This window comes from Pseudomonas sp. Root401, from assembly GCF_001425105.1.
Lineage (GTDB): Bacteria > Pseudomonadota > Gammaproteobacteria > Pseudomonadales > Pseudomonadaceae > Aquipseudomonas > Aquipseudomonas brassicacearum.
Map to the genome: position 1 here is coordinate 193593 of NZ_LMDO01000001.1, position 24795 is coordinate 218387.

The window sequence follows — 24795 nt, forward strand, 5'->3', positions numbered from 1 at the left end:
CATATGAGTGGAGTTAGTACAATGGTCCTTACCGATACGGCGGTCCGGCACGCCAAACCTAGCGCAAAAAACTACACCCTTTCTGACTTTGACGGCCTTGCGCTTTTCGTGAATACGAAGGGCACCAAGAGCTGGCACTTCCGTTTTTCTTGGGCGGGCAAACAGCCTCGTATTTCGCTCGGTACTTATCCTGAAATAGGTCTACGCGATGCTCGCGTTCTGCGTGATATCGCCAGGGCGCTGATCGCGAAGGGTATCGATCCCCGCGATCAGCGACGCCTTGAGCGCAATGCCAAGCTGTTGACCTGCAAAGCGCCTCCTGAGCATCGTTTTAGCGTTGATGTGCTGCAAATCCTCGGTCCTTGAGAGAGGGGCGCGGCATCATTCGAAGGCGTGCCTCTTAACCCTATTTATGCCTCGGGATGAGTGAAGGGTCGGACAGGTGCATTCTGCCGTCCAGGTTAGCCAGCCACTACACCTGGTTGATTTGTCCAGCGTGCCCCTGCGTAGGTTGGGCGTCACCAGCAAGCAATTGATCAACACTGAGAAAGATCAATGCCCCGCGTCGCGCAAATGGGCAGAGGCGACCCTCCGTCACTACCCTGATGTGCAATGGCTGTCGTGGGTGTCGGGACAAGATGACCCGGCATGTGCGGTGGTGTTTTTCGGTGACCGGATTTCTGAGGGTGCGTTCCATCCGCAGGGGGCGTCACGCAGCTTGACTGAGGATTCGACTGTGTTCGACACGGTGCTAGATTTGGCGGACCTGATCGGTCGTCATCATCGCGGGAAAAACTGAGCCAAAATGACCGAGCAGCGCCCCTTGAATTCGCTCTCTAAAGCCGAACTTGGCGCCAATCGCAGCATCGCGCAGCCGATTTTTATCGGGCGTAAGAATTTCTCGCCCGCGGTCCACCGGCAGGCAGGTAAGAAGAGGTACGGGCGCGCGAGTACCGTGCAGTGCGATTATAGTTCAATAAAAAGTTCGATTTCCTTACTTTCCAAATAAAATAAGGAGTAAAAGATACAAATAATCCCCAAGGCCACGACAGATGTATTTAAAACAACGAAGGCGAGTGTTTTGGGAGTGGTCCGATAGCGAGCTTCACAATCGTTGTCATGATGGCTTGCTCTCAGACGGTGGGCAGATTGATGTGCAGGTGCGGACTTCCCGCACCGGGGCGGTTCAATTGTTTGTTGGTGCCTACGACGGAGAAGGTTCGATGCTTTTTGAGGAGTACTACAAGGAGCGGCCGGGGGAGTCTATGAGTACAGCGCTAGCGTTCGGTGTAGGGAGGGCAATGAATCTCACGTCGACGAAGCTGTTACCCCTTCCATCTACGGCTCGACTGGGTATTTATCGCAAGGCTTGATGCCTACAATTCCTCAATGTAGCCCTGTAGATTACTTAGGCCATGTGGAGCGGCGGGTCCTGAGCTGGAAGGCGCCTGGAGCTGGAGCAGCGTCTGTCGGCCAACGAACAGACCCATTAAGGAACTGAGCGATGCACAACGAATCAGGCTCGTCTACGTGACCGCCTTGCCACTTCTGACCGGCAGCTGTCAGTCCTCCTCGAGAATTCAGTCGATGGCTGCTCAGTGCTTACCGCCACCGACGCCGTGATTCATGGAGGAGCAGAGCCCAACTCGCCCCGGCGCATGCTCAACGAATCGATATCACCGACGACGGTGACCGGACTGTAATTAAATCGAGATCGTGGTCTGCTGACAGCGCCACTGTGCTACGCGACTTCTTGCGGTTTTCAACGCATGTCTTGAACAAGTCCGCTCGCAGCACCTGAATGCCAAGATCGTGTCCTTAGGCTTCTCACCCCAACGCCATGCGCTGAGCGACGGCACGGCGCGCTCCCTCAAACCTATCTATGCATCCAGATGAATGGAGGCTAGGCTAGGGCTGGGGTTATCAAAGATATGCTAGGATTGGATAGCGCAGATAACTGATGAGGAGATTTCCATGAGCGTTACAGAGCAGTCGGGCGTCTCCACCTTGGTCGGTACGCCTAAGGAGATTCGGGCTAGCTTAAGCCGCTCGCATGCGGACCGAGTGCTGGTCGTGTCTTTCGATCAGGTTAACCTCAGCGTATTTGAGGCGTTGGCGGAAAACTTCGCCAATGTGGCTTCTTCGATGTACGAGGTGCTGCAGGAGCGTCAGGACCCGAAGTCGCTGGAGCGACTGGCCGAGGTGTTTGTGACGCGTAAGCCGCCTTCGCCTCGCTTGCTCAAGGAAGCGGCAATGCTGGTACAGGCTCGCAAAGCGGTGTTGGAAAGCGGTGACTGGCTGACCGCCGCAGACATCGCCCAGGTGGCCCAGTTGAGTACTAGAAACCCGAGTGCCCAGCCCAACAAATGGAAAAAGCAGGGGCAGATCTTTGCCATCAGCCACGGTGGGGTCGACTATTTCCCTGGCTACGGCTTGGACCCGGACGCGGGCTATCGGCCGTTCAAGGCACTGGCCAAAATCATTGAGGCTTTCGCTGGCCACAAGGACGGCTGGGGGATGGCTTACTGGTTTCGCTCCGATAATAGTTTTCTGGGCGGCAAAAGACCTCAGGACCTGTTGGCATCGGCGCCTGATCGGGTGATTGCTGCTGCACTGGATGAAATCCAGGGCATTGTCCATGGCTAAGCAGCGTACCGAGTCCAGTGAGGGTAGGGCGACGCCTTCCACGGATTTGGCGGCGTCCGTTACCCCAGTGCCTGCGGCTACGTTGCACGTCACTTTCACCGTGATCGCCAAAGGCGATGTGCTTCACCGTGTGCATCAGGATAAGTATCAGCCTGATCAATTCAATCCTGGTGTGCACGGCAACGCACGCTTCAGCCCGATCCAGGATGATCAGGGGCGGGCGATTCCCACCTTGTATGGAGGCACGACAGTCGATTGCGCCTTGATGGAGACCGTCTTCCACGACGTTCCCCATACGGCTGGGTTTAAAAGCTTCGACAAAGGCAAGCTGACTGGACAGGTGCATTCTGCCGTCCAGGTTAGCCAACCGCTGCACCTGGTTGATCTATCCAGCGTGCCACTGCGGAAACTGGGCATCACGCGCAAACAATTGATCGACACTGAGAAAGATCAATATCCTGCGACGCGCAAATGGGCCGAGGCTATCCACCGTCAGTGTCCAGATGCCCAAGGGCTGTCTTGGGTGTCGCGACAAGATGATTCGGCACGTGCGGTGGTGCTCTTTGGTGACCGGATTCCTGACGGCGCACTCCATCCGCAGGGGGCGTCATGCAGCTTGACCGGCGACTCGACTGTGTTCGACACGGTGCTCAATCTGGCAGAGCGGATTGGGGTCGTTATCATTGCGGGAAAAAGCTGAGTCAAAATGACCGAACAGTGGCCTCTGGAATCCGCTCTCTGAGGCTGAAATCGCCATTCAATAGTCATAAGATCTTGCTAAAGACGGGGGCTTTAATAGGGGCATTAATGGTAATTTCCGTACAAATTTTACGTGGTGTCGACGGCCAGACACGTTTCGCGTACATCCCAAGGAAGGGGCGGCGCCTGCCACAGAGCGCAGCAACAACGATGGCTGGTTCCGTGCTGGCCTAGAAATGCGGAGCTCGTTATGGACGTCAACCAGATGTTAAGTGATGAACTGGTGAGCCGGCTGGAAGAGAAAATTCCAGCCATGGCGAAAGGCGCGATTAAGGCGGCCTATATCAATACGCTGGCGGCCGGACTCAGTGTGATGGAAATCAGGGATGGCGTGCTCGTTGAGACAGTAGGCGATGGTCAGCACAAGGTTATTCGAGTGGCCAAGCCCAAGCATAAGGTAGCTTCGGGCAAGATTTTCAAGGTGCGCCGCTTCTTATAACGAAAGGTTGAGAGCCCCCGTATCTTAACGATGTCGCCGCGCAACGCGCGGGAAGTCTGAGACTTCGGCGAGTCCAGCCTTTATGCTGTGCAGGATAACCGCCAAGCTCGCCGGCGCGTTGGGTCCGCTGATCAGTGACCCTGGGCTCTCAGCTTAGCCAAGCCCTGTTTGATATGTCCGGCGTTCTCGCCGATCGTGTGAAGTGCCCCTCGGACGTTGGCGCCAATATCTGTTGCACTTTGGTTTTCTACCTTCAAGGTCAGTTCCATCACCGCAGCCTCCAAGGCGAGCTGATTTTGATATAGCCGCTCAAGAACATCAGAAAGTGAATATTCGCTGGGCATCGTTTTGGCTCCAATCAAGGACTCAAGAGCGTAGCAGCGGAAGGGGTGGAAACAAAGGGCGGTTGAATAAGCGAGCGCTACGCGATGCTCGCGCTCTGCGTGATATCGCCAGGGCGCTAGTCGCGAAGGGTATCGATCCCCGCGATCAGCGGCGCCTGGAGCGCAATGCCAAGCTGTTGAACCTGCAAAACACCTCCTGAGCGTCGTTTTAGCGTTGATGTGCTGCAAATCCTCGGCTTTTGGGAGAGGGGCGCGGCACCACCCGAAGATGTTGCCGTCGTGCGCTGGGGTTCAAGCAATGCTGAATCGGGTTATGCCAACACCGTCGGTCTACCGTTGCCGGGCTTGAGAGCGATCGCGCTCAATACATCTGAATGCTAACTTTGTGCCCATAGACTCACGCCTCTACGCCATTGCACTGACCGACGGCACGGCGTGCTCCCTTAAGCCTATCTATGCATCGGGATGAGTGGAGGGCCGGCGAGGGAATTCTGCCGTCCAGGTTAGCCAGCCACTACATAACGCCCCGACTGGCTAATCGAAAGGTTCGCTGGACGTTCCGTACTCCGTACACGCAAGTTTGCCCTTCGCTGGCTGAGGCGTTATCGCCCTCTATTTCCGTCGACCCTATCAGACGAAGTAGGTTTCGAAATCATTTTGCTTGTTGCTCCGGAGAGCGTGCGCCATCGACTATGTTGCCCATCGGTCGGGCTGGGCGACAAAGGCTTGGTGTGCATTCGAATTCGGAGAAACCTAACCCGTTTTTCCTAAAATCAATTTAGACAAAGGGGGTAGAGAAGTGAAGCGTAGCTGCTGGATCTGTTGGGGCGATGTATATCGAAAAGGAGACAGCCGCCCAGCTTCTACCGACAGCTGGAGACAACAGCGATTGCTTTCGCTCGGGATCTAGTTTTGCTTCCCTTTGTGGCGTCAGCCCCGTCCAGACACCTTCAGGACAGTTCAGTCGCCATCGCATAAATCGAGGCGGTGACCGTGCTGCCAATAGCACCTTGCACTGATATCGATGGAGGGGATTCATTCTCACAAAAGACTATTGGCTCCCGACCACTTTGATTACCAACCTTTCACCCCACTCATGTCAGGCAGCTTATGAGCAATGCCCTTGTGGCAATCGATGCAGGTTGCCTCGCCATTGGCCAGTGAGGTCGAGTGCATGCTCGAGGCGCGCTTGCTTTGCCGGGTGAAGTCCATGAATTCGAAGTTGTGACAATTGCGGCATTCTCGCGAGTCGTTGGCCTTGAGTCGGGCCCATTCGTGCTCGGCCAGTTCACGTCGCAGGGCGAGGAATTTGTCGCGGGTGTCGATGGTACCGAAAATCTTGCCCCAGACCTCCTTGGAGGCCTGCATCTTGCGCGCGATCTTATGGGTCCACTCGTGTGGCACGTGACAGTCCGGACAACTGGCGCGTACGCCGGAGCGGTTGGTGTAGTGGATCGTGTCCTTGAGCTCGACATACACGTTGTCACGCATTTCATGGCAGGACACGCAGAACGTCTCGGTATTGGTCGCCTCTAGGGCAGTGTTGAAGCCGCCCCAGAAAACGATACCGGCGATAAAGCCCCCAAGCGTTAGGAAACCCAGGCTGTAATACAGGCTCGGACGACGCAGGACGCCCCAGTAGTCCTTGAGCAAGGCGAACAGTGCTTTCATGTTGCCTCCTCAAGGTTTCTTCGTGGCGTTGGCGTTTTCTTGCAGCAGTTTGTCGATTGTCTCGAAATTGTTTCCCACCAAAGGCTTCACGTCCGCCTGCGGCACATGGCACTGGTTGCAGAAGTACCGACGTGGTGAGACGGCCGCCAGCGCTTGGCCATCGCGGTCCATGTAGTGGGTGATGCTGATCATCGTTGCCTGGGTCCGTGCGCTGTTGGCACGGCTGTGACAGGACAGGCACTTGTTGCCGTTCGCGTCGACCTGATAGCCACGGATGGTGTGGGGAATGGTCGGCGGCTGATCCGGGTAATTACGCTCGCGTTTGAGGTCTTTGTTTTCTTCATCGGTAATGGGCGGGGCGGGCATGTTCTGGGACAGAGTGCCGCCGGTGCGACGCCCATCCGGAGCTGGCGCGTCGAGCGGGTAGTTGATTTCAGCCGCGATCACCACGCCAATCGCGGCAAGCAGAAACAAGGGCAGCATTCGAAAAAGCATCAGGGTTCTCCTCAGGCCACGCTGACCAACTCGATGCGTATCGCGCACTTTTTGTAGTCGGTTTGCTTGGAGATCGGGTCGGTGGCATCGAGCGTGACCTTGTTGATCAGCTTGTTGGCGTCGAAAAACGGCACGAATACCAATCCTTGAGGCGGCTTGTTGCGCCCGCGGGTTTCGATGCGCGCACGGATCTCACCGCGTCGGCTGATCAGCTTCACTTCACTGCCGCGCCGTGCTTTCAAGGCCTTGGCATCCTCGGGATGCATGTACACCAGCGCATCCGGCACGGCTTTGTAGAGTTCTTCGACTCGCTGGGTCATGCTGCCCGTGTGCCAGTGTTCAAGAACGCGCCCGGTGCTCAGCCAGAACGGGTAGTCCGCATCCGGTGCCTCGGCCGGCGGTTCGTAGGGGAGGGCGAAAATGATCGCCTTCTTGTCCGGATAGCCATAGAACTGCACCTCGCTGCCTTTCTCCACATAGGGGTCCAGCCCCTCGCGATAACGCCAGCGGGTTTCCTTGCCGTCCACCACCGGCCAGCGCAGGCCCCGTTCACTGTGGTAACGGTCAAATGCGGCAAGGTCATGTCCATGGCCGCGACCGAATTGGGCGTACTCCTCGAACAGCCCCTTCTGCGGGTAAAACCCAAAGGCCTTGGCTTCATCGTTTTTGTAGCCGGCTTCCAACTGCTCGACAGGGAACTGGTCCACCTGACCATTTTTGAACAGCACGTCGAAGAGGGTCTTGCCCTTGAGCTCAGGTGCCTTGGCGAGTAATTCGGCGGGCCAGGTTTCATCGGTGGTGAAGCGCTTGGAAAATTCCATCAACTGCCACAGGTCCGACCGGGCGTCTCCCGGTGCCGTCACCAACTGATGCCAGAATTGCGTGCGTCGTTCAGCGTTACCAAAGGCGCCTTCCTTCTCCACCCACATGGCGCTGGGCAGAATCAAGTCGGCGGCCTGGGCGGAAACGGTAGGGTAGACGTCGGAGACAATCATGAAATTGTCCGGGTTGCGCCAACCCGGTAGGACTTCCTGCATGATGTTCGGCCCGGCTTGCATGTTGTTGCTGGCCTGGGTCCAGCACACGTTGAGCACGCCGTCCTTGAGCATGCGACTCTGTTCCACCGCGTGGAAACCGGGTTTTTCCTGGATGGTGCCGGCGGGCAGTTTCCAGATTTTCTCGGCGGTGGCGCGGTGCTTGGGATTGGTGACCACTAGGTCGGCCGGCAGTCGGTGGGAAAAAGTCCCCACTTCACGTGCCGTGCCACAGGCCGACGGTTGACCGGTCAACGAGAAGGGGCTGTTGCCCGGCTCACTGATCTTGCCGGTAAGCAGGTGGATGTTGTAGATCAGGTTGTTGGCCCAGACGCCACGCGTGTGCTGGTTGAACCCCATGGTCCAGAACGACACGACTTTACGCTTGGGGTCGGCATACAACTGGGCCAGGCTTTTCAGTCGCTCAGGCGCAACCCCCGTCTCCCTGGCGGTTCGCTCCAGCGTATAAGGCTTGACGAAGGCGGCATACGCCTCGAAGTCAATATCCGTCCATGTGTTGGCCTTGCCGGCATTCTTCGCGCTGGTTTCCCGTGGGTCGTCAGGACGCAGGCCGTATCCGATGTCGTCGGCACCCCGGGCAAAGCGGGTGTGCTTGCTGATGAAATCCTGGTTCACCGCGCCGCTTTCAATGATGTGGTTGGCGATGTAGTTAAGAATCAGCAGGTCGGTTTGCGGCTTGAACACCATGGGGATGTCGGCCAACTCGAAACTGCGATGTTCGAAGGTGGACAGCACCGCCACTTTCACATGGGGCTGGCTCAGGCGGCGATCGGTCACCCGGCTCCAGAGCACTGGGTGCATCTCGGCCATGTTCGAGCCCCAGAGCACGAAGGCATCGGTGGCTTCGATGTCGTCATAACAACCCATGGGTTCATCGGCGCCAAAGGTGCGCATGAAACCCATCACCGCCGAGGCCATGCAATGGCGGGCGTTGGGGTCGATGTTGTTGGTACGAAAGCCGGCCTTCATCAGTTTGTTGGCGGCGTAGCCTTCCCAAACCGTCCACTGTCCGGAGCCGAACATACCGACCGATTCCGGCCCCTTGCTTTTCAGGGCCTGCTTGAACTTCAGCTCCATGATGTCGAAGGCTTGCTCCCAACTGACCGGCTGGAATTCACCCTGCTTGTCGTACAGACCGTTCTTCATGCGCAACAACGGCTGGGTCAGGCGATCGACGCCATACATGATCTTTGAAAGAAAATAGCCTTTCACGCAGTTGAGCCCACGATTGACTTCGGCCTTCACGTCGCCATGGGTGGCGACCACCCGGTTATCCCGGGTCGCGACCATCACGCTGCACCCGGTGCCACAGAACCGGCAAGGCGCCTTGTTCCAGTCCAGGGTGACCATGTCCGCTTCGGTCACCAGGTTGCTGGCAGAGGTTACGATCGGCAGACCCGCAGCGGCGGCTGCAATGGCGGCGGCCTGGGTCTTGACGAATGCACGGCGGGTCATGCTCATTCAATGTCTCCTTCGGGCTCGAGGAGTTCGTGATAGATCAACGCCGCGTTGAGTACGCCGGGCAGGTTGTTGATCTGGTCGATGCGTTGCAGGATCTGGTTTTCATGCACGGCTTCAAGCACTACCACCAGTTTTCCGGCGGCACTTTCCTGATGCAGTTCCAGGCCATCGAGCAGGCGCAGGTTGGCCTTGACCGCGTCGAACATCTCCGGTCGGGCAAGTACAACAAGACTGGCGATATGCAGGGTTTCGTCCATGAACGGCTCCAATAGCCTCAAGAAAAAGCCACCAGTCAGTGGGGTGGGCCAGGAGGGCCATACAGCATCTGGAAAAACCAGACGAGGAAACCGTAGCCGCCGACGATGGCGACCGACAGCAGCGGAAAGAGGAACACGACAAGGAAGAGGAACAGCCGGGTTTCCTTGCGGCGATCAGATTTGCGTTCTTCAGCCAACGACATTGGGGCTTCTCCAGCCGAACCTGAATTTATACTAGGACAGAAAAATCAAACTGGCCTATTTGTCCAGTTTTTATGACGAGCGGCTATGTCCCATATGAGTCCAACAGCGGCAAGTCCTGTTCTTCATCTACTATTTATTTTCTAGGGAGAGGGAGCTTGCTCCCGGTTCCGCAGCGACGTCCTATCGCTGCGCTTGAGTTAGAAAATAGTAAAGATCAGTATTCACCAACGAGCTGGGTACATAAGAATATCAAGTCATTTTGAAACGACTCACCATGACTTGTTGGTGTTCTGCCAACCTCGCTAGCTCCCGGCTAGTCGCTGCTGTTTGATCAGCTCCGGCGCTGACCTGAATGGCGACATCGTTGATTTCCATAACATTTCGGTTGATATCTTCCGCAACGGCACTTTGCTCCTCGGCAGCGGTGGCGATCTGCATGTTGCGGTCGCTGATGCTCGAAACGCCCACGGCAATCTCCGCCAGTAGTTCCCCCGCGCACTCGATATTGGAGGCACCAGTGCGCGTCTTGCTCAAGGTTTCCTGCATCGAACTGGTGGCGCGATCCGAGCCAGCCTGCAGTTTGGTGATCATGTCTTGGATGTTTCCAGTGGACTCTTGGGTTCTTTGAGCAAGCGTACGCACTTCAGTCGCGACCACCGCGAAACCACGTCCATGGTCGCCGGCCCGCGCAGCTTCGATGGCTGCGTTCAGAGCCAGCAGGTTAGTCTGTTCGGCGATGCCACGGATAACGTCTAGCACAGTGGAAATCGAATCACTTTCATTTTTCAGCTCGCCAATGATGGCGGCGGTTTGATCCGCTTGCTCGGACAGGTCTTGGATGACACGGACGGTCGCCTCGATTTCTTTTCTGCCTTTTTCGGTGCTTTGGCTCACCTGTTGTGATAGGGCTGCCGCATCGCCGGTGCTCTGCGCAACATCACGAACCGTAGCGCTCATCTCATTGATGGCCGTGACCACCAGTTCCGTTCCCTGGCGTTGGCGTTCAAGGCTCTGGCTGGTCTGAAATGTGACAGCCGAAGACTCTTCTGCTGCAGTGGCCACTTGCGCGGTCGCGGTTCCAATTTCTTGAATAATTTGACTGAGCTCGGTGGCCGTGCGATTTAGGTTGTTGGCAATTGTGCCGAACTCATCCCGCCCCTCATAAGTGGCGCGGCTGGTGAGGTCTCTTTCGGAAAGAGCGATCAGCACGTTATTGACTTCGCCTACTGCTGCCCTAATGTTACGGATGATGCAGTACGACAGCAGGGTCACTGCCGCCACTGCACCGCCAACCGAGCCTAGGACAACCCATAACACGAAATATGCGTGGTCGTGCGCCTGATTGGCCAACTTGCGTATGTGCAGGCTGAGCGCATTTTCGACGTCACTCATCTGGTCTATTCTGGCTGTCGATAGCTTAAACCAAGACTCGGCTGGGACGTCGAGCGAGTGGCCCATGGGCGTTTCGAAAATCAGTCGCTGAAGCCTAGCCACTTCCATAGCGTCGGCTGCCGCCATCTTATCGTCCAGTTGACGGACGTAGGCCTCATCGGCACTGCCGCGAAAGCCCTCAGCATAAGCTGAAAATTCGCCGAGGTTTCGGCTGAAGGTTGAGAGCAGTTCTGAATCTACACGGTTCTGGTTGAACACCACCCCCAATGTCGCGCGCTCCCGGCCGGCTCGCTCTTTCATCTCGATGAACTGGTTGAGTGAGGAAAGGCTTCGCGCCAACTCTGGCTTTTCCACACTGCGTTGAAGTGCATGAGTGTAGGCGATCAAGGACTTAATGATTTTTGTGAACCGAGCGCCCGATTCTCGGTTGCTAACCGCCAGCGCATCAATCTGACCGCGAGTGGCCTGCAAAGAATCCAGCGCCGCAATGGCTTGGCGGACTTGATCATTGTCCAGCGTAGGTAGACGGTGAGTTGCATTAATGGCTTCGTCTGTCTGCTGTCTCAACGCATGTAACGCGTCGCGCATAGACGTTCCCTTACTGGCCAGGAAAACGCCACTCGCACCGCGCTCACGCTGCAAAACCGTGATCAACTGGCTAAACGTCTGTGCAGCGGTACTAGCCTCCTGCGTCTGCTCCATTTCTCGAAGCGTGTGATAGCTCTCGATGACTTGCAGAGTTGCGAGCCAAAGGAATCCGATCAATGGGAATACCAAAATCAGGATCAACTTAAAGCTCAATGAAATGTTTCTGAGCACGATTAATTTCCTTCTCATTCGCATCAGTGTGTTGCGAGGTTGGGGAGAAACTCTGCAGTCATGCTTATAGGGGATGCATGTGAACAGGAGAGACGGCGATGAGGCTGCCGCACGCAGGTATGCTGATTTGCTGCTCTGTTTATCGGTCAGATTCTTATCGCCTTGAGTCGTTTCAGTGGGAAGAACCTGTCCAATCGATCAAATCTGACAAGTGGCTTTCGTCAGCTACGAACACTCGGTGCTTCAGGGATCCAGTAACAGTGCCCCAGCACAGTCCCAACATTAGCAGCGACTCGTGGTGATGCGGGCGGCTTGCCTAACTATGCGACAAGCCCCATGTCGGTTCTGTCTCCTGACGTTTTTCCGGATATACAAAACGTCGTCATCCCATCATAAGCACCGTCTAGCTGTCCGGAGTGGACACTTCCCTACTGTTTGTCCACGGGTGGAGGGAACTGATGCGGCGTGGATTTGGGTCTTCTTGATGCTTGATTGCGGCGATCCGGCACGCCATATATCGCGCCCAAAACTACTCCTTTCCTGACGTAGATGGTCTCGCGCTTTTCGTGAATACGAAGGCTACTAAGACTTGCACTCCGCTTTTTCGGGCGGACAAGCAGCCTCGTATTTCGCTTAGTACCTATCCTGAAATTGGTCTTGGGATGCACCCGTTCTGTGTGATGTTGCCAGGGTGCTGATCGTTAGGCTCCTGGTCATGAAAAATGCCTAAAAAGCGGTTGCTCAGCATTGAAAGTGGTATGCAAGTTGAGCATATTGTTTCTGGTTGCGGGCCTCAAACATCCGGTCGGACCCAGAACCTCCCGCTTCAATTGACTGCCCCGTCGACTGACAGCTAGGCGCTCAGGTTCAGATGTAGAGGGGGCTGACTTTCGCTGTTCATGGCCAGTTAACCCCTTGAGCCAGGTCCGTGTTCAGTCGTTGGTCAGGTGCAGTTGCACTTCTAGGGCGTCATGCAGGAGTCGGACGACTTCGATCACGTCGTCGTTTGCCACACGATAGAACTCGTTATGGCGTGGGCACTTGACCGTCCCACACCATTTACCTGATGTTGATGATTCTGTTCAGATCGTCGGCAGGCGCTCCCCGGCGGAACTCACTACCAGCGCCTCAAGCATTCGCGGCTGGCAACGATGTCGGACTGCGCATTGCCGCACTCGAACCGGAACGCTACACCGGGGCAGGGTTCGCCATAAGCCACGCCAGCACCTTACGATGCGCGAAGTGAGCAGTCATAGTCTGCTATTGTTGATTTCCGATGGCAAACCTAATGATATCGATCAGCATAAGGGTCGTTATGGTGTAGAAGACATGAGCCAGGCCGTAACCGAAGCCAAGCTCCAAGGCATCTATTCCTTCTGTTTTGACTATCGATCGACAGGCGGGCAGCAAGCTATCTCCTAGCGGTATTCGGCGCGCGTCAGTACGCCTTTGCCCAGACCCCAGTTGTTGCTCGGCGTGTTGCTGAAAATGGTTCAAAAAGCTGGTGATGGCTTTAACTTCCACAATTCACCTTCTCTTTGGAGAACCCTTCTATGCCTAAAAACAAGACCCCATCGTCGGTTGTTGCACAACAACTTCAGATGACGCTTTCGAGATGGGACACTGAAGACACATCAAAAGCTTTTCCCACCCAAGGCACTCATGAGCTTCCCGAATTATCAAATACCGAGTTGGTTCACCTTCGTGTTCGTGTGATTGCTCTGGAAAATCTGGTTATCGCGTTGCTCGCCCAAGGGACGGATCAACAGCTTACGGTCGCCCGGGAAATGGCTGGCTACATTAGGCCTAGACCGGGTTTTACCCAGCACCCTTTGACGATTCATGCCGCATCCCAAATGGTCAACAGCGTCGACCGTGCAGTGAGATTTCGAAAGCTGTCGGAAATATGAGCACTGAGCGGCCTGGCCTGTGCGACAAAGCTTGCCCTGCATTCAAAGATTAGGTTTAGAAGCTATTGTGTGCGTCACCAATGGAATCAGGAAAAGGCGCAGTCATGAAGTCATCTCCCCACTGACGGGAAACTCAGTCATGAGCCGAAAATCGCCTGCCATGAAAAAACCTTGGCGGGCGTCTCTCGTTCACGCTGATACCAGTCGTTTGATCCAGTCCAGCAGCACACTGGGTAGCAACTCGGGTCTGTGCAACAAGGCATATTGCCGCGAGCCGAATACCGCTGGCAGGTAGTTCGCCGCCTGGCGATCGATAGTCAAACAGAAGGGATAGATGCCTTGGAGCTTGGCTTCGGTTACGGCCTGACGCATGTCTTCGACGCCGTAGCGGCCTTCATACTGGTCAACATCGTTGGGCTTGCCATCGGAGATCAGCAATAACAGACGGTGCGTGGCAGCTTCGCGCATCAGCAACGTGCTGGCGTGGCGCAGGGCGGCGCCGGCCCGGGTGTAGCGTTCCGGTTCGAGAGCCGCGATGCGCCGACCGACTTCAAGGCTGTAAAGCTCATCGAAGGCTTTCAGAGTTCGGATCGTGACCCGCTGCGGCCCTTCGCCGGAAAACGCCATCACACTATAGGGCTCGCCCAGGCTCTCTAGCGCCAGGCAGACCAGCAGCAACGCTTCGCGCTCGACATCAATGACCCGACGATGGCAGGACAGCCAGCTGTCGGTGGAACCGCTGACGTCGATCAGCAACATGATCGCCATGTCGCGACGGCCACGACGCTGGGTCTGATACAGCGCCTGCGGCATGCTCAGGCCAGCGCGGGCCTCGGCGCAAGCGTCGATATACGCTTCCAGATCGATTTCGTCGCCGTCCCATTGTTTGCGTAGCCTGACGCGTTGGGCCCGCAGACTTTCGAATTGCCGACGGATGGCATCCAGCACCGGACGATGAGCATCAAGGGTTCGCTCGACCCATTGCTGCGGGCCTTCCCGAACAGGACACAGTTGCAGGGTCGCCCCCGGATCACGGTACACCTGGTGGTGATAATCCCATTCGGGATAGCTGATCGCGTGGGTTGCGAGGTCCTGTGCACGGTGCTGAAATCGAGTCCGTGGCGGGTCGAGGGACAGCAGCACTTCTTTCGGGCGACCTGCCGTCACCACCAGCCGGGCTTCGTTGAGTTCGGACAAAGACTCAGCGAAATCAGCCGCAGGGGTATCGGTATCCCGGTCGGTCGGGCGCTGCATGCCCATGGGGTCTTCGGCTTTTTCCAGCGGTTCGGCGGGTTGCACCATCCATAGGCCTTGTTCCTGATCGTCGTCCTCATCGGCACAGGCCTCGCGCGCAGTGGGCTGACGTGTGAGGCGGGCACTGCGTGGCAGGGCATCGTCGGTGTCGACTTCACCGGGCGGGGGCGAGACTTCCTGACCCGCCGACGGCTCGCGCAGGTCGCCGGTCCAGGCATCAAGGAGAAGCCTGTCTGCGCCGAGCCCGTGAGATTCTTCGCAGAGGAGGAGACGTTGCGCGAGTGCTTCCGACAGTTGCAGCGAATCGGCGGTGTGGGTGGGGGTCGCCAACTCTTCCAGAGGCGCGCCGCATTCATTGTTCAGCAGTAAACGCAGGAAGTTTTCCAGGGGTTGTCGCTGGCTGGGAAAGGTGTGAAGCGGCGGGCGGGTCGCCAGGGCATGCTGGCGCAAGTCATGGATCGAGGGCGCCAATCCCGGCAACAGGCGTATCAAATCCGCATCAGCCGCCCAAGCTTCGAGAAGTAGATAGACGCTGCGCTGCATCGGGTTGTCGAGGGCTGACAGGGCGTTTGCACTGCCTCGTTGGGCGCGCATCGCTTGTTGCAAGGCCAGGGCTCTATAACGCTTCAGGGTGGGCGGATTCTCGCTGCTTCCCAAATCCTGCGGTAGCCATATAGTCACGCCATCGGTCGCTGGGACGGCGCTTTGCTGACACGGCTTTTCGTGACGCACAAAAAGTTTCTTCAACAGCGTAGGGGGCGAGGGCGGTTGCGCGACGCGCAGCGAATAGTGGGTGTTGAACACTGCCTTGATCAGCAAGTCGAGGTGTTGTGCGACATCCCCGAGGGTGACGATTTTTTCAGTTTCCGAGGGGGGGCGGTGACGACGCCACAATGCCTGTGCATACACCGTCGCGTGGCGTGCAACATCGGTAATGAGGTCCTCGGCTTCGGCCATTTAGATAAATGTCAGGTCGACAAGGTCGCGCATGGCAGCGACCAGTACCGCGTCGTCGGACAGCGGCGAGATCAACGCGACCCGACAGGCGATGGGCGCAGCAATGCCGCTGGTAATCAGTCGCGCAGTGGCAATCAACAGACGGGTACTGGGGACTTCCGCCAGGCCCCGGTCCTGCAGGGCGCGTAGTCGCTGGGCGAGGGTGACCAGCGCGTGGGCGATGGCGTAGTCGGTTCCACCTTCATGGATGACAATGGCGATTTCGCGCTCGGCCGGCGGGAAATCGAAATCCAGCGCCACAAAGCGCTGTCGAGTGCTCGGCTTCAAATCCTTGAGTATTCGTTGGTAGCCGGGGTTGTAGGACACCACCAATTGAAAGTGTGGCGAGGCTTCAACGATTTCGCCGATTTTGTCCAGGGGTAGAATGCGTCGGTGGTCGGTCAGCGGGTGCAGGACGACAATGGTGTCTTGCCGCGCTTCGACCACCTCATCCAGGTAACAGATAGCGCCTTCGCGCACCGCCCGGGTCAGCGGGCCTTCCGTCCAGTGGGTACCTTGGTGACCGATCAGGAAGCGCCCGACCAGGTCGCTGGCACTCAAGTCGTCATGGCAGGAAATAGTGATCAGCGGGCGCTTGAGACGCCAGGCCATGTGTTCGACAAAACGGGTCTTGCCACACCCGGTGGGTCCTTTGAGCATGACAGCCAGCTGCTGTGCATGGCATTGATCGAAGATCGCCACCTCGTCGCCGCTGGGCTGGTAATAGGGTTCACCTTGCTGCGGCGTGGATTCTGCGGCCGACAGGTTCTGCTGCATTCGCGAACGATCCATTACAACGCTGCGCCCGATGCACGAGGCACCAGAACCGGATCGGCTTCATCGACATTGAATTGCGGCGCATGGCGGAAAAAATCGAAGATAAACAGCCCGACACCCAGGCTGAACATCGACGCCGTCGCCACCAGCATCAGGAAATGCACCTGAATCTTCAACTGCACATCCAGATAGCCCATGCCGAGAATGCGTTCCAGGTACACCTGAGCAATGCCCGCAGTGGCAAATGACAGGGTCATGCCGAACATCCCTCCCAACTGCAGCCAAAATGCCCAATAACCGATACTGCTTTCTTCCACGGGACGACGGGTCATGCCTGGAAGTGCGTAGGTGATCATCGCCAGGACTATCATGGCATAGGCCCCATAGAAGGCCGCATGGCCGTGCATTGCGGTAATCAGGGTGCCATGGGTCCATTTGTTGACGTCGGGGAAGGTATGAGCCAGACCGAGGAGGCCAGCGCCAAACATGGTGAACAGGGCGCTGCCCATGGTCCAGTGCAAGGCCAGTTTGTTGGGATGAGAGAGGCCGGAGCGGCGCATGGCGTTGTAGGCGTAGATCGCCATACCGACCAGCGCCATAGGCTCAAGTGCACTGAAGAAACCGCCCAATGGAAGCCAGTAATGGGGGACGCCGATCCAGTAATAATGGTGGGCGGTGCCAAGGATACCGGCAATGAAAACCAGGCCGACAATCACGTACAGCCACTTCTCCATGACCTCGCGATCAGCACCGGACAGTCTGATCAGCAGATAGGCCAGAAAGCCGCCCTGGATCATTTCCCAGACACCTTCGACCCACAGGTGAATCGTCCACCAGCGGTAGTAGATCGATACCACGTAGTTTTCATAGTGCAGCAGCGCCGGCAGATAAAGCACGGCGGCACTGGCCAGCCCCAACAAAAGAACGCCTTCGGTGGCAGTGAAGCGCCCGGCTTTCTTGATGGTCATGCCGATGTTGTAGAGAAACATCAGCATGCAGATCACGATCACGATCTTGTGCGGCAGCGGTTGTTCGAGCAATTTGTTCCCGGTGCCATAACCGAACAGATAGCCCAGCACGGCGGTGACGCCCATGGCCGTCCACAACCCGAGCTGGATATACGCCAGTTTGGTGCTGTGCAACTCGCCACGGGACTCGTCCGGCACCATCCAGTAGGTTGCCCCCATGAACCCGGTCAGCACCCAGACGATCAACAGATTGGTGTGTATCGCCTTGGTGACATCAAAGGGCAACACGTCCAGCAGGGGATCCGGTCCGAGGTATTTGGCCGCCGAGAGCAAGCCGAATACCAGTTGCAGACCGAATAGCGCCATGGCGACGGCGAAGTACCAGTAAGCGACGGATTGAGATCTGTAACGCATGGTCATCCCCTTTGATTACTGGAACGACGCCAGATAGGCGACCAGTTGATCGATCTGTTCGGGTGTTAGCGATTTGGCGAAGGTGTCCGGCATGAAAGACATGCCATTGGCGGAATACATGTCGCCCGGATGCAGGTAGGCGCTTGGCGTGACGATGGACTCGCGGATGAAGCCTTCGACGTCCTTGGCCTTGCCCTTGTAGTCAGGCGAGGCAATGACCTGTTTGGCCCGAGCAGCCAACCCGGCCAATGTTGGTCCGGCGAGATTGACCCCCGGTGCAATCGAATGACAAGCGCTGCATACCGGTGCGGCAGTGGTTCGAAACAGCGCCTCGCCCAAGGCGATAGGGTCTTCCTTGCCGGACACCGGGCGTGCGGCTGGTGGCTGGTTGCCACTGGCGACGTTCTGTTGCGCAACGGTGAGGTCCATGCCGGGAATCGACGTGCCGGTGACCAGGATCGGCCGCGGTGGCCAGCCTTGATTGTCGACTTTGCTCACCCAATCCATAAAGGCGATCAACGCCGCGATTTCTTCGTCGTTGAGTTTTAGGTTCGGCATCAATCGGCGATGACGTTGCTCGTCATAAAATTTTGAGGGGTCTTTTAGGAACGCGGTGAGATATGGGGTGCCGCGTTGCTGGGTGATTTTCGTAAGGTCTGGAGCGTAATACGCGCCTTCACCAAACAACGTATGGCAATTGATGCAATTGTATTCATGCCATACATCCTTGCCGCGAGTGACTTCTGGCGTGATCTGTTGAGCGTTGGTCAATTTTGGAAACTGCCGGTGACTATCAACCGTCATGCCGAGAAACACAACGGCAGCGATGGCCGTCGATATCAGCGCGAATGAGCGTGTCTGGCGTTTGTTCATTGCGAACTCCCTAGACGCCGATACCCGTCCAATAGGTGATGCCGATAACGCTGGCATAAACGACCGCGCTGACCATCAGCACGAGCACGGCATAGCTGACTATCTTCAAAGCTTTTTGCACGGCTGTCTCCCGAGTAGAAAGTGCAGTTGTAACATTCCCGGAAAAGCGCTTTGTCGGTTGGGTATTAATCAACAGGAGGAGCGTTAGGCGCATGCACAGCAGTTTTACGCTCAGGCGACCTCGACTTCTGCTGCATTGACGAGTTGTACGAGGTCAGGATTCGACTAGCCTAGAACAGCTACTAGTTATTACCGATACCAAGCGCTGCATATTTGCATGCGATGGACCAAGTAGTGCAAATGAATGTTTTTAAGGGTAGTAGACTTCGTATGGCTGTCAAGAAATTTAATAACTCTTAACCATTCATGGTCCCGGTCGCACAGAAGAAATTTAAACAATCGGGGGGGGAGCAATGATCAGCGTAACTCTATTGAGGGCGGAGGCGCATGGTATTCAGTCATGAGCAACAGTATGATGGCGTTATGATATCTTGTGGCCGATGTCTGGTCTCTTTCATGACAATGGCTCCAGGGAACGCTACACCCGGGCAGGGGCCACCAGTAGTTACGCCAGCACCTTGCTAATGCGCGAGCCAGTAGTGGCCGCCTACTAGTGTCGATTTCGGAGTAAACCTACGATTTCGACGAGTCTAAAGGTCGTTATGGCATAAAAGACGTGCGCAGGCAGTCACAGAAGCTAAATGAGGAAGTATTTACCCCTTCAGTCTACCGTCGACTTCCAAGCTGCAAACTATCTACCTGCCGTATTCGGCGCACTTCATTAGGCTTTGTTGCCCGAGTCAGAACTGTTGCCTAAAGTAGCTGGAGCGGATCAAAAAGCCGATCAGAGAACACTCATACCTCAAGACAAGACCGACTCGTCGGTGGTTACACAAGAACTCAGGATGGCGTTTTAGAACTGGAATGCCAAAGACGCAGCAAAAGCGTTCCCAACCAGGGGTTATGAGATTCCTGAACTGCCGGATACTGGGTTGGTTCATCTTCGGGTTCGTGTGATTGCTCTGGAAAATCTGGTTGTTGTTTTGTTCGCCCGAGGGACGGACAACAGCCTACCGTCGCGCGCGAAATGACTGGTTACATTACGCCAAAGACCGGCCTTACCCTTCACCCTGACGATTCAGGTTACCCCCCCAAATGGGCAGCAGCTTTGGCTGTGCAGTTAATTCGAACGTTGTTCGGTATGTGAGTGCGTCGTTAGTTTCCATGCAACAAAAAATACCTCATGGTCAGCGCGCATGGCTTCGGTCTGGTTTCTCTACGAACATCATCGACTATGATCTTAGACTGGCTAAGAGCTGTTTTCTAATCGTCAGATGGGTCTTGATTCGGTATCTTAGGCACAAGCGCTTTTAATCCACGAAATGTCCTGGGCGGGTAAGTCAAGCGGCTTATGGCTCGGAGGAGCGGGCTACAAGCCGGAGGTATTTTTCGCCTTAGTCAAAAAAGCGATAAGCGTTATTCGAATTTGTTCTTGATTTTAATGTTCACGTGTTGCCATGCAGAAGCGGTCGCTGAGTGTAATGGATGCTTTTTTTGACGGAGCATCTATAGTATCGGTAACCCGTTGTATCATAAATGGTTTTATATGTGTGAATCGCGGTCCTCAAGATCTCTAGCTTGTAAAGCTGCAAACTTGTAATGTTCACGTATCTAGTCTAGGGTCAATCAGGGTTAGAGTGGAAGAACTCGGTTGTAAAGCGTGCTTTTTACTAAAGTAAACCGGATGGCGCAATTGTCACATGGAAAATTATAAAAATTCCAATCCGCAATTTATCCTATTTTTCAGCCGCTTGGCGCTATTCGTGGGCGTATTGCTGGTCATTAGTTTTATTACTTTGCAAGCAAAGGATTACGGTGGGATAGAGCAGCAGCGCATCAGCGAAGTGTTTGCAGGCAATGTAGATATTTCCGCGCCGGTGGATGAGTTTAAGGTGCGCGTCGTAAAGTCTGAAGGAAAAATCAAAGGTTACGTATTCCAAAGCCAGGATGTCGTAGATATACCCGCATATTCGGGTAAACCCATTAATATGCAGGTCATTCTTGACACTCAAGGCGTAATACTGGATGCATATGTATTGGAGCACCATGAACCAATTCTGTTAATCGGAATTCCAGTGGAGAAGCTCCACGCATTTGACGATAAATACAAGGGCATCAAAGCTGATCGACGGGTAGTCGTGGGTCGTTCCAGCGATCCAGAGACGGTGACAGTTGACGGGATAGCCGGAGCCACAGTAACCGCCATGGTGGTGAATGAAATCATCATGCGCGCGGCACATAAAGTGGCGGTGTCGTTGCAACTGATCGAGGACAACAGCGGCGTTAAGCAGAAACCTGCCGCCGTGCGTGAAGATTTTTTTGAGCCTGCCACCTGGGAGCAACTGACCGGCAACGGCGCAATCCGCCGGTTAAGCCTAACCCGCGGTCAAGTCGACGCTGCATTCAAGGGTACTGAGGCCGAGGGGGTTGACAATGCTCCGCCCGGACAGGAAGACGATACTTTCATAGAACTATACACCGCTGATCTAAACCCACCCACCATTGGTCGAAACCTGCTGGGCGATAATCAATATCGCTTCTTGATGCAGGACCTCAAGCCAGGTGAGCACGCCATCGTAGTGCTGGGTCGTGGCCTCTATTCCTACAAGGGCTCCGGTTATGTGCGAGGAGGGATTTTCGATAGGGTGCAATTGCGTCAGTTCGGCAACATCATCAGCTTTCGCGACATGGACCATCAACGTTTGTCCGACGTGTTCGCAACGGGCATGCCCGAGTTCAATGAAATGTCCATTTTCGTTGTTCGTGAGCCCGTCCGGTTCGATCCAGGATCGCCCTGGACCTTGGAGTTGCTGGTGCGCCGTCAGACCGGCGCTGTCGGTGGCACCTTCAGCAGCTTCGAGCTGCCTTACCAATTGCCTGAACAATATCTTTTGCGTCCGCCACCCACCGCTCAAGAGCTGGAAGCTATCGAGGTTGCCAATAGACCGACATGGGTCAATATCTGGTATCAGAAAGCCTTTCAGATCGGGGTTCTTTGCACGGCTCTGGCTGTATTGATGATTATCTTGTTCCTGCAAGATACCTTCACCAAGTACCCGCGTTTTCTCCACTGGTTACGTCGCGCTTACCTGATGTTTACCGTCGTGTTCATCGGGTGGTATGCGCTGGGGCAGATTTCAGTGGTTAATGTACTGACCTTCGCCCATGCCCTGTTCGAGAACTTCCGTTGGGAACTGTTTCTTACCGACCCGATAGTGTTCATTCTTTGGACCTTCACCGCCGCCAGTATTTTGCTATGGGGAAGAGGTGTCTTCTGTGGTTGGCTGTGTCCCTTCGGCGCATTGCAGGAGTTGATCAACGAAGCCTCACGCAAGCTGAAGATACCCCAATATGAGCCGCCTTTTGCGTTACATGAACGCCTATGGGCTGTGAAGTACATCATTTTATTAGTGCTGTTCGGCATCTCGCTTGAGTCGATGAGTACCGCCGAGCAATTTGCCGAGGTGGAGCCGTTCAAGACCGCCATTACCCTGAAATTCGACCGCCAATGGTGGTTTGTGGCTTACGCCGTGGCGCTGCTGATCATCAACATTTTTACCCGCAAGGTCTATTGCCGCTACGTCTGCCCATTGGGCGCTGCATTGGCTATTCCTAGCAAGCTGCGTCTGTTCGACTGGCTTAAACGACGCAAGGAATGTGGCTCGCCCTGCCAACTATGCGCCAAGGAATGTGAAATCCAAGCGATCCACCCGGACGGTCATATCAACGTCAACGAGTGTCATTACTGTCTGGATTGCCAGATGACTTACCACAACGAAAACAAATGCCCGCCGTTGGTGCTCAAGAATAAGCGCAAGACGCGGGACAAACCGGCGCCGGTGCCAGAACACACTGAGTTGATTCCGGTGGTGCAGGTATTCAAGCCATGAATATCTAAGCTGGACGAAACATTGCGATTCTTGTTTTTTCACCCGCATCCAATGGAGCAGCAACCATGACTGACAACAAAACGAATGCTGATCATGAACCTAAGGAGGCAACGCAGGAATTTAAATCGCCCGGCCTTAGCCGTCGCGGTTTTCTCGGTACCAGTGCGCTTGCCAGCGCTTCGCTAGCCGGTGCATCGGCACTTGGCAGCGTGGTCTTCACCCGCGAATCCTGGGCGGCTGCGGCTAAGGATGCGAAATCGAAAATTCACGTGGCGCCGGGTGAACTGGACCAGTATTACGGTTTCTGGAGCGGCGGCCATCAGGGCGAAGTGCGGATCATGGGGGTTCCATCGATGCGCGAGTTGTTACGCATACCGGTATTCAACGTCGACTCTGCCACCGGTTGGGGGCTGACCAACGAAAGCAAGCGGATACTGGGTGATAGCGCAAGATTCATGAATGGCGATTGCCACCATCCACACTTGTCCATGACTGACGGTAAGTACGACGGCAAGTACCTGTTCATCAATGACAAGGCCAACTCCCGGATCGCGCGCATTCGCCTAGACATTATGAAGTGCGACAAGATGCTTACTGTGCCCAACGTACAGGCGATCCATGGCCTACGGCTGCAAAAGGTGCCCCATACTCAGTATGTGTTCGCCAACGCTGAGTTCGTTATTCCGCATCCCAACGACGGTAGCACCTTCGACTTGCAGGATAAGAACAGCTTCACAATGTTCAACGCTGTCGATGCCGAGAAAATGGAGATGGCCTTCCAGGTGATCGTCGACGGCAACCTGGACAACACCGACGCTGACTACACCGGCAAATACGCCGCCAGCACCTGCTACAACTCCGAGAAGGCCTACGACCTGGGCGGTATGATGCGCAACGAGCGCGACTGGGTGGTGGTGTTCAACATCCCTCGCATCGAAGCGGCGATCAAGGCCGGCAAGTTCATCACCCTGGACGGTTCTAAGGTCCCTGTGGTGGATGGGCGCAAAAGCGACGGCAAGGATTCTGAATTTACCCGCTATATCCCTGTGCCGAAAAATCCTCATGGGCTCAATACCTCGCCTGACGGCAAATATTTCATCGCCAACGGCAAGCTCTCGCCTACATGCACAATCATTGCAACTGCCAAGCTCGACGATTTATTTGATAACAAGCTCAAAGACCCACGGGACGTGGTAGTCGGTGAGCCTGAACTGGGACTGGGGCCGTTGCACACCACCTTCGACGGCCGCGGTAACGCCTATACCACCTTGTTTATCGATAGCCAGGTAGTGAAATGGAACATGGAAGAGGCGATCCGCGCCTACAAGGGCGAGAAGGTCAACTACATCAAGCAGAAACTCGATGTGCAGTACCAACCCGGGCACAACCATGCGTCACTGACCGAAACCCGTGATGCCGACGGCCAGTGGCTGGTGGTGCTCAGCAAGTTTTCCAAGGATCGCTTCCTGTCGACCGGTCCGCTGCACCCGGAAAACGACCAGTTGATCGATATTTCCGGCGAGGAGATGAAGCTGGTGCACGACGGCCCGGCCTTCGCCGAACCACATGACTGCGTCATGGCCCGTAGAGACCAGATCAGGACAAAAAAGATCTGGGACCGCAACGATCCGTTTTTTGCAGAAACCGTGGCTATCGCTGCGAAGGACGGAATTAAACTGGAGACTGATAACAAGGTTGTCCGAGAGGGCACGAAAGTTCGTGTCTATATGACTTCTATGGCCCCTGCCTATGGAATGCAAGAATTTACCGTAAAACAAGGCGATGAGGTTACTGTGACGATAACTAATGTCGATAAGATTGAGGATGTCTCTCACGGCTTTGTCATGACTAATCATGGTGTAAGTATGGAGATTAGCCCGCAACAAACATCCTCGATAACTTTCATTGCTGACAAGCCCGGTCTGCATTGGTACTACTGCAGTTGGTTCTGTCATGCACTGCACATGGAAATGGTTGGGCGTATGAAAGTCGAGCGAGTTTAACGGGCCCCCGCGCTGCCAAGAAGGAAAATGCAGTGTCTAGGCATCTCT

Annotated in this window: 20 protein-coding genes and 4 pseudogenes; 10 read left to right on the forward strand and 14 right to left on the reverse strand. The window is 55.5% G+C overall.

Annotated features, from left to right (window positions below):
- Positions 1-21: 21 nt before the first annotated feature.
- The 6 genes and pseudogenes from ASC85_RS30670 to ASC85_RS00890 form a co-directional block, all read left to right on the forward strand.
- A pseudogene (locus tag ASC85_RS30670) lies at positions 22-288 on the forward strand (Arm DNA-binding domain-containing protein); the annotation flags it as partial.
- 154 nt (positions 289-442) lie between these two features.
- Positions 443-799 carry an RES domain-containing protein gene (locus ASC85_RS00865; protein WP_177343148.1) on the forward strand — a complete coding sequence of 119 codons (357 nt, stop codon included), beginning with the start codon at positions 443-445 and terminating at the stop codon, positions 797-799.
- A 253-nt stretch (positions 800-1052) separates the two neighbouring features.
- Positions 1053-1373, forward strand: a complete 321-nt coding sequence (locus ASC85_RS32800; protein ID WP_057447867.1) for a hypothetical protein — start codon at positions 1053-1055, stop codon at positions 1371-1373.
- A 601-nt stretch (positions 1374-1974) separates the two neighbouring features.
- Positions 1975-2646, forward strand: a complete 672-nt coding sequence (locus tag ASC85_RS00880; protein ID WP_047882825.1) for a hypothetical protein — start codon at positions 1975-1977, stop codon at positions 2644-2646.
- Positions 2639-3346, forward strand: a complete 708-nt coding sequence (locus ASC85_RS00885) for an RES family NAD+ phosphorylase (RefSeq protein ID WP_047882826.1) — start codon at positions 2639-2641, stop codon at positions 3344-3346. The genes ASC85_RS00880 and ASC85_RS00885 overlap by 8 nt, the downstream gene beginning before the upstream one ends.
- A 249-nt stretch (positions 3347-3595) precedes the next feature.
- Positions 3596-3844, forward strand: a complete 249-nt coding sequence (locus ASC85_RS00890) for a hypothetical protein (protein ID WP_057447868.1) — start codon at positions 3596-3598, stop codon at positions 3842-3844.
- Positions 3845-3975: 131 nt separating this feature from the next.
- Here the strand turns inward: ASC85_RS00890 and ASC85_RS00895 are convergent, their stop codons facing one another.
- Positions 3976-4188 carry a hypothetical protein gene (locus tag ASC85_RS00895; RefSeq protein WP_025214377.1) on the reverse strand — a complete coding sequence of 71 codons (213 nt, stop codon included), beginning with the start codon at positions 4186-4188 and terminating at the stop codon, positions 3976-3978.
- Between the two features lie 845 nt (positions 4189-5033).
- On the opposite strand from ASC85_RS00895, the pseudogene ASC85_RS30675 reads away from it, so the two are divergent.
- Positions 5034-5204: pseudogene (locus ASC85_RS30675) on the forward strand (transposase); the annotation flags it as partial.
- 58 nt (positions 5205-5262) lie between these two features.
- On the opposite strand, the gene ASC85_RS00900 reads toward ASC85_RS30675, so the two are convergent.
- The 9 genes and pseudogenes from ASC85_RS00900 to ASC85_RS00930 form a co-directional block, all read right to left on the reverse strand.
- Positions 5263-5859, reverse strand: coding sequence for a cytochrome c3 family protein (locus tag ASC85_RS00900; protein WP_057447869.1), 597 nt, complete (start codon positions 5857-5859; stop codon positions 5263-5265).
- Between the two features lie 9 nt (positions 5860-5868).
- Complete coding sequence (locus tag ASC85_RS00905; protein WP_057447870.1) at positions 5869-6354, reverse strand: nitrate reductase cytochrome c-type subunit; 486 nt, start codon at positions 6352-6354, stop codon at positions 5869-5871.
- 11 nt (positions 6355-6365) lie between these two features.
- Positions 6366-8870: a nitrate reductase catalytic subunit NapA gene (napA, locus tag ASC85_RS00910; RefSeq protein WP_057447871.1), complete on the reverse strand. Its 2505-nt coding sequence runs from the start codon at positions 8868-8870 to the stop codon at positions 6366-6368.
- On the reverse strand, positions 8867-9127 hold the full coding sequence (locus ASC85_RS00915) for a chaperone NapD (RefSeq protein ID WP_013692864.1): 261 nt from the start codon (positions 9125-9127) through the stop codon (positions 8867-8869). Before ASC85_RS00915 ends, napA begins: the two co-directional genes overlap by 4 nt.
- Positions 9128-9162: 35 nt before the next feature.
- On the reverse strand, positions 9163-9330 hold the full coding sequence (gene napE / locus ASC85_RS00920) for a periplasmic nitrate reductase, NapE protein (protein ID WP_013692865.1): 168 nt from the start codon (positions 9328-9330) through the stop codon (positions 9163-9165).
- A 250-nt stretch (positions 9331-9580) separates the two neighbouring features.
- Complete coding sequence (locus ASC85_RS33625; protein ID WP_420893660.1) at positions 9581-10288, reverse strand: methyl-accepting chemotaxis protein; 708 nt, start codon at positions 10286-10288, stop codon at positions 9581-9583.
- Positions 10289-10441: 153 nt separating this feature from the next.
- A pseudogene (locus tag ASC85_RS33630) lies at positions 10442-11566 on the reverse strand (nitrate- and nitrite sensing domain-containing protein); the annotation flags it as partial.
- A 908-nt stretch (positions 11567-12474) separates the two neighbouring features.
- Positions 12475-12594, reverse strand: a pseudogene (locus ASC85_RS33480) (type II toxin-antitoxin system RelE/ParE family toxin); the annotation flags it as partial.
- A gap of 208 nt (positions 12595-12802) precedes the next feature.
- Positions 12803-13066, reverse strand: coding sequence for a hypothetical protein (locus tag ASC85_RS00930; protein WP_041931148.1), 264 nt, complete (start codon positions 13064-13066; stop codon positions 12803-12805).
- A 29-nt stretch (positions 13067-13095) separates the two neighbouring features.
- Here ASC85_RS00930 and ASC85_RS00935 point away from each other — a divergent pair, with 29 nt between their 5' ends.
- A complete protein-coding gene (locus ASC85_RS00935; protein WP_013692868.1) occupies positions 13096-13452 on the forward strand; it encodes a hypothetical protein in 357 nt (118 codons plus the stop codon).
- A 189-nt stretch (positions 13453-13641) separates the two neighbouring features.
- Here ASC85_RS00935 and ASC85_RS00940 read toward each other — a convergent pair whose 3' ends face one another.
- The 4 genes from ASC85_RS00940 to ASC85_RS00955 are packed head-to-tail and all read right to left on the reverse strand — an operon-like array spanning position 13642 to position 18734.
- Entirely contained in the window at positions 13642-15663 is a 2022-nt protein-coding gene (locus ASC85_RS00940; protein ID WP_057447873.1) for a nitric oxide reductase activation protein NorD, read from the reverse strand.
- Positions 15664-16479 carry a CbbQ/NirQ/NorQ/GpvN family protein gene (locus ASC85_RS00945; RefSeq protein ID WP_013692870.1) on the reverse strand — a complete coding sequence of 272 codons (816 nt, stop codon included), beginning with the start codon at positions 16477-16479 and terminating at the stop codon, positions 15664-15666.
- Between the two features lie 14 nt (positions 16480-16493).
- Positions 16494-17861 (reverse strand): cbb3-type cytochrome c oxidase subunit I, encoded by a 1368-nt coding sequence (locus ASC85_RS00950; protein ID WP_013692871.1) that lies wholly within the window; start codon positions 17859-17861, stop codon positions 16494-16496.
- Positions 17862-17876: 15 nt separating this feature from the next.
- Entirely contained in the window at positions 17877-18734 is an 858-nt protein-coding gene (locus ASC85_RS00955) for a c-type cytochrome (protein WP_057447874.1), read from the reverse strand.
- Positions 18735-20554: 1820 nt separating this feature from the next.
- Here ASC85_RS00955 and nosR point away from each other — a divergent pair.
- Positions 20555-22744, forward strand: coding sequence for a transcriptional regulator NosR (nosR, locus tag ASC85_RS00960; protein WP_057447875.1), 2190 nt, complete (start codon positions 20555-20557; stop codon positions 22742-22744).
- 65 nt (positions 22745-22809) lie between these two features.
- Positions 22810-24747, forward strand: a complete 1938-nt coding sequence (gene nosZ, locus ASC85_RS00965) for a TAT-dependent nitrous-oxide reductase (RefSeq protein WP_057447876.1) — start codon at positions 22810-22812, stop codon at positions 24745-24747.
- The last annotated feature ends 48 nt before the right edge of the window (positions 24748-24795 follow it).

Coding starts and splice junctions, on each gene's coding strand:
- ASC85_RS32800 (WP_057447867.1), top strand. CDS start 1,053: ATGTATTTAAAACAACGAAGGCGAGTGTTTTGGGAGTGGTCCGATAGC.
- ASC85_RS00880 (WP_047882825.1), top strand. CDS start 1,975: ATGAGCGTTACAGAGCAGTCGGGCGTCTCCACCTTGGTCGGTACGCCT.
- ASC85_RS00885 (WP_047882826.1), top strand. CDS start 2,639: ATGGCTAAGCAGCGTACCGAGTCCAGTGAGGGTAGGGCGACGCCTTCC.
- ASC85_RS00890 (WP_057447868.1), top strand. CDS start 3,596: ATGGACGTCAACCAGATGTTAAGTGATGAACTGGTGAGCCGGCTGGAA.
- ASC85_RS00895 (WP_025214377.1), bottom strand. CDS start 4,188: ATGCCCAGCGAATATTCACTTTCTGATGTTCTTGAGCGGCTATATCAA.
- ASC85_RS00900 (WP_057447869.1), bottom strand. CDS start 5,859: ATGAAAGCACTGTTCGCCTTGCTCAAGGACTACTGGGGCGTCCTGCGT.
- ASC85_RS00905 (WP_057447870.1), bottom strand. CDS start 6,354: ATGCTTTTTCGAATGCTGCCCTTGTTTCTGCTTGCCGCGATTGGCGTG.
- napA (WP_057447871.1), bottom strand. CDS start 8,870: ATGAGCATGACCCGCCGTGCATTCGTCAAGACCCAGGCCGCCGCCATT.
- ASC85_RS00915 (WP_013692864.1), bottom strand. CDS start 9,127: ATGGACGAAACCCTGCATATCGCCAGTCTTGTTGTACTTGCCCGACCG.
- napE (WP_013692865.1), bottom strand. CDS start 9,330: ATGTCGTTGGCTGAAGAACGCAAATCTGATCGCCGCAAGGAAACCCGG.
- ASC85_RS33625 (WP_420893660.1), bottom strand. CDS start 10,288: ATGAGCGCTACGGTTCGTGATGTTGCGCAGAGCACCGGCGATGCGGCA.
- ASC85_RS00935 (WP_013692868.1), top strand. CDS start 13,096: ATGCCTAAAAACAAGACCCCATCGTCGGTTGTTGCACAACAACTTCAG.
- ASC85_RS00940 (WP_057447873.1), bottom strand. CDS start 15,663: ATGGCCGAAGCCGAGGACCTCATTACCGATGTTGCACGCCACGCGACG.
- ASC85_RS00945 (WP_013692870.1), bottom strand. CDS start 16,479: ATGCAGCAGAACCTGTCGGCCGCAGAATCCACGCCGCAGCAAGGTGAA.
- ASC85_RS00950 (WP_013692871.1), bottom strand. CDS start 17,861: ATGCGTTACAGATCTCAATCCGTCGCTTACTGGTACTTCGCCGTCGCC.
- ASC85_RS00955 (WP_057447874.1), bottom strand. CDS start 18,734: ATGAACAAACGCCAGACACGCTCATTCGCGCTGATATCGACGGCCATC.
- nosR (WP_057447875.1), top strand. CDS start 20,555: ATGGAAAATTATAAAAATTCCAATCCGCAATTTATCCTATTTTTCAGC.
- nosZ (WP_057447876.1), top strand. CDS start 22,810: ATGACTGACAACAAAACGAATGCTGATCATGAACCTAAGGAGGCAACG.